The sequence below is a fragment of the Belnapia rosea genome, assembly GCF_900101615.1.
In the GTDB taxonomy this organism is placed as follows: domain Bacteria; phylum Pseudomonadota; class Alphaproteobacteria; order Acetobacterales; family Acetobacteraceae; genus Belnapia; species Belnapia rosea.
In genome coordinates this window covers 1-4279 of sequence record NZ_FMZX01000076.1, presented here as the reverse complement: position 1 = coordinate 4279, position 4279 = coordinate 1, and the positions used below count along the sequence as shown (strand labels likewise).

Genomic DNA, 4279 nt, shown 5'->3' with positions numbered 1-4279 from the left:
AGCGATATCCTGGGTAAGTGGCGGGCTCGGGCGTCATCAACCGAGCTTGGCCCAGCCGCTTCGTTCCGGATAGAGGCCGGCAACTTGGCAATGCCCTTCGGTGATAAAGCCAGCGCGGAGACCGTGCGCGGAAAGGCGCTCCAGCCCGGACGCGGTCAGCCCGGCCTTGGCCACATGGCGGGCGAGGATTTTCGGCAGCGCATTGGGGTGCAGCGGCGTCTGCTCCAGCGAGCCCCAACGATCCACTTTCCGGAACACCGGGCCGTACTGACAGTCCGAGGCGTCCAGCCAGGATCGTCGCCGGAGGCAAACAGGGCGTTCTTCCGGCAGAGGCATAGGGGCTGGATGGTGCGCTCCACGGTGTTTGTGTCGAGTTCGATGCGTCCGTCGTCAAGGAACCTGACCAGACCGTCACGGTGGTTCAGCACGTAGCGGATTGCCTTGGCCGTCGGGCTGCCGCCCGGTAGGCGGGCGAGCTGCGCCGCAAGCCAGGTGAACAGGTCGTCGACCAGCGGTCGGCTCTTGGCTTGCCGGACGGCACGGCGGATGTCGGGCGGCAGGCCACGTATCTCGGCCTCGACGGCATAGAGCGCGGCGATGCGTTGCAGGATCTCGGTGGCGATGGGAGCGGTCTTGCCCCGCGCCAGCTCGTTCCAAAATGCCTCTACCTCCGCTTGTGGTAGGTTCTTGAGCCGCCGGAAAGCGCTCAGGGAATGGCTGTGTGCTGTCCGAACGCCAACAGCACCCGCCGCAGCCGGTCCGTGGCCAAGGCTTGATCTTGGTGCGTCATGCTGCTTCCTCACGCGTAGGATAGAAGACGCATTGCGAAGCCAGCACGACAACTGGTTTGACACGCACCGTGGGAGCAGCTTCGCTGTCCTTGGTGTCGGCGCGGCACTGCTACCATGTTGGGGCAGCAGAACTCATTGATACCGCGGAAGCGGCGACGCGGAGTGACGGATTATGGGAACGAACGCAGTTGTTGGAAGCGGGCCCGTCGGCTTGGAACGCCTCTCTCGCCGTACGTTGTTGGCCTCTGCCGCTGCCACGGTTACCGCGCCGGCGGTCGCCCAGGAACGCTACCCGGATCGGCCGATCCGGCTGTTGGTGCCCTGGACCGCCGGTTCATCCTCGGACGTACAGATGCGCTCGCTAGCAGAGGTGGCGCAGCAATCCCTCGGCCAGCCGGTGGTGATTGAGAACCGGCCCGGCGCGAGCGGCACCCTCCATGCTCAGGCGCTGGCAGCGGCGCGACCCGACGGCTACACGCTGGGGCAGATGCACCTCTCGGTAGTACGGCGGCCCTTCCTGGTGCGCCAGCCACTATGGAACACGGTGACGGACTACACCCATATCTTGCGGCTTTGCGGCTGGATGTATGGGGTCGCGGTCAAGGCGGACAGCCCGCACCGCGATTGGCGCGATTTCATCGCTCGGGCCCGAGCTAGCCCGGGAAGGCTAACCTTCGCCACCAGCGGCATCGCCACTACGAACCACCTGGCTATGGAGGAACTCGCCGAGCGCGAGGGGGCACAACTCACCCACGTGCCCTACCGAGGGTCAAGCGAGGGCATGACTGCGGTGCTGTCTGGCCAAGTGGACTGCATCGCCGACAGCTCAGTTTGGGTACCGCAGGTGGAAGCCGGGCAGATGCGGGCGCTCTGCGTCTGGACGGCCGATCGGGTGCCGCGGCTGCCCAGTGTTCCGACGCTGAAGGAGCTGGGGCACGACATGGTCATCACCTCGCCCTACGGCCTCTCTGGCCCGAAGGGCATGGACCCGGCCGTGGTGCGGGTGTTGCACGACGCTTTCAAGGCAGCGCTGTTCAGCCCGGCAAATGCCGCTGTGCGCGGCCAGTTCGACATGCCGGAGCAGTATCTTGACACTGAGCAGTACACCGATTTCATCGCCAAGCGGGCCGAGCACGAGCGCACCATGGTTCAGCGCCTCGGCATCAAGCTCGATTGATGCAGTGTAGGTCTGAGCCGGCGGGGCCCGCGCCCATCGTGTCGGCATGTAGCCCGTCGGCATCGCCAAGTTGGCGGCCTCTGTCCAGAACGAAGCGGCAGGGCCAAGCTGATGGAATGTCGCCAGAGCCCGCCACCTACCCCGGATACCGCTTTCCGGCCGAGATCATCAGCCACGCCATGTGGCTCTATCATGTCTTCAGCCTCAGCCTCGACGGCCAGTACCCTCAGAACCCGACAGAGATCGGCACTTGGTTTCAGCAGACCGCCGCAGCGTGGAACCACCATCCCACGCCTTTCCTGTGGAATGGCAAGCGCCGGCAAAGGGTACGCATCCGCCGAGGGTCGCCTTTCGGCGCGTGGGTGAACCTGTCTTCTGATCTTATGGGCGCTCGTAAGGGTGTCGCTAAGGACGGAGCGGGCTGGCGGCATGGAAATCATCAGCGGGATCGAGCGCCGACGGCAGTGGCGGGTTGAGGACAAGCTTCGGATCGTGGCGGAGGCTGAGCGCCCAGGGGCACGGTTTGCGGATGTGGCACGTCGGCACGAGGTGAGCCGGAGCGTGCTATGGATGTGGCGCAAGCAGGTCCGATCGGGCGCGCTGGTGGCGGAGCAGGTGCCGGTGTTCGTGCCGGTGCAGATTACGTCGGAGCCGCCGGTAGTGTCAGGGTCATCGTCAGAGGCCTCACCTCGTTCACCGGCACTGTGCGAGGCTGGCTCTGACCGCGAGGCATTGCAGATCGAGATCGTGCTGCCCGACGGGACGGCACTGCGGGTTCCCGAGACGATCGGCGCCCCGGCTTTGCGTCGCCTGCTGTCGGCACTGCGCGGATGATCCCGGTTCCGACCGGCGTCCGGGTGTGGTTGGCGGTTGGCCACACCGACATGCGGCGCGGCATGAATGGCCTGGCGCTGCAGGTGCAGCAGGCGCTCGGGCGCGATCCCTATGCTGGTGATCTCTACGTGTTCCGGGGCCGCCGCGGCGACCTGGTCAAGATTGTCTGGCACGACGGGCTTGGCATGTCGCTGTACGCCAAGAAGTTGGAACGGGGCCGCTTCATATGGCCGTCGCCGGCGGATGGCAGTGTGGCGATCTCGGGCGCGCAGCTGGCCTATATGCTGGACGGGATCGACTGGAGGAACCCGCAGCGTACATGGCGTCCCGAGGTCGCCGGCTAGGCTTCCGCCGCGGCAGTTTTCGGCTACCTGCCATGGGTGGAGTGTGATTCGATCTCCACCGTGATGTCCGAGCCGAGCAGCACTGCCAACGACATTGTCGCCCTCCGCGCCGCTCTTGCCGCCGCGGAGCTGGCGCGGCAGGAGGCGGAGGCGCGGGCCACCGGCGCCGAGGCGATGGTGGCGCACCTCAAGCTGCTCATCGCCAAGCTCAAGCATGACAGGTTCGGCGCCTCCTCCGAGCGCAGCCGCAAGCTGATCGACCAGCTCGAGCTGGAGCTTGGCGAGTTGGTTGCCGCCGCCAGCGAGGATGCCACCAGGGCCGAGACCGCTGCGGGCAAGGATAAGGCGTCCGGCAGTGCCACGCCGCGTCGCCAACCTGTCCGGGCGCCCCTGCCGGAGCACCTGCCGCGCGAGCGCGTGGTGCTGCCAGCGCCGTCGGCCTGCCCCTGCTGCGGCGGCAAGCTCTCCAAGCTGGGCGAGGACGTCACCGAGACCTTGGAGGTCGTGCCCCGCCAATGGCGGGTCATCCAGACCGTGCGCGAGCGCTTTGCTTGTCGCTCGTGCGAGACCATTACCCAGCCGCCGGCGCCGTTTCACCCGATTGCCCGCGGCAGGGCTGGTCCTCAGCTGCTGGCTATGATCTTGGAGGCCAAGTTCGGGCAGCACTTGCCCTTGAACCGCCTCAGCGAGACCTACGCCCGCGAGGGGATAGAGCTCGGTGTGTCGACCATCGCCGACTGGGTCGGCGCCTGCACCGCCACCCTGGCGCCGCTGACGGCGCTGATCGATGCCCATGTGCTGGCCGCCGGGCGGCTGCATGGCGACGACACCACGGTGCCGGTGCTGGCCAAGGGTCGGACGATCACCGGCCGGGTCTGGACCTATGTCCGTGACGATCGGCCTTTTGCCGGACCCGCTCCACCGGCGGCGATGTTCCGCTACTCCCGCGACCGCACCGGCGAGCATCCGCGGCGCCACCTGGCCGGCTATGTCGGCATCCTGCAGGCCGACGCCTATGCCGGGTTCAACGAGCTCTATGCCGCCAACCGCAAGCCCGGCTCGATCACCGAGGCCGCATGCTGGGCGCATGGTCGGCGCAAGCTGTTCAAGCTCGCCGAGGTCGCCCGCGCCCC

The 4279-nt window shown here is 66.9% G+C and carries 5 protein-coding genes and 1 pseudogene; 5 read left to right on the top strand and 1 reads right to left on the bottom strand.

Annotated elements, in window-relative coordinates; translation table 11 throughout:
- Positions 1-287: 287 nt before the first annotated feature.
- Positions 288-629, bottom strand: a pseudogene (locus BLR02_RS27945) (IS66 family transposase); the annotation flags it as partial.
- Positions 630-1002: 373 nt separating this feature from the next.
- Between BLR02_RS27945 and BLR02_RS27940 the strand changes: the two are divergent.
- The 5 genes from BLR02_RS27940 to tnpC form a co-directional block, all read left to right on the top strand.
- A complete protein-coding gene (locus BLR02_RS27940; RefSeq protein ID WP_245705006.1) occupies positions 1003-1968 on the top strand; it encodes a tripartite tricarboxylate transporter substrate binding protein in 966 nt (321 codons plus the stop codon).
- A 116-nt stretch (positions 1969-2084) separates the two neighbouring features.
- Complete coding sequence (locus tag BLR02_RS29925) at positions 2085-2444, top strand: hypothetical protein (RefSeq protein ID WP_176849887.1); 360 nt, start codon at positions 2085-2087, stop codon at positions 2442-2444.
- Entirely contained in the window at positions 2398-2802 is a 405-nt protein-coding gene (gene tnpA / locus BLR02_RS27935; RefSeq protein ID WP_090665463.1) for an IS66-like element accessory protein TnpA, read from the top strand. The genes BLR02_RS29925 and tnpA overlap by 47 nt, the downstream gene beginning before the upstream one ends.
- A complete protein-coding gene (tnpB, locus tag BLR02_RS27930) occupies positions 2799-3146 on the top strand; it encodes an IS66 family insertion sequence element accessory protein TnpB (protein WP_090665462.1) in 348 nt (115 codons plus the stop codon). Before tnpA ends, tnpB begins: the two co-directional genes overlap by 4 nt.
- Positions 3147-3209: 63 nt before the next feature.
- A partial coding sequence (tnpC, locus tag BLR02_RS27925) for an IS66 family transposase (RefSeq protein WP_090665461.1) occupies positions 3210-4279 on the top strand: 1070 nt, incomplete at its 3' end.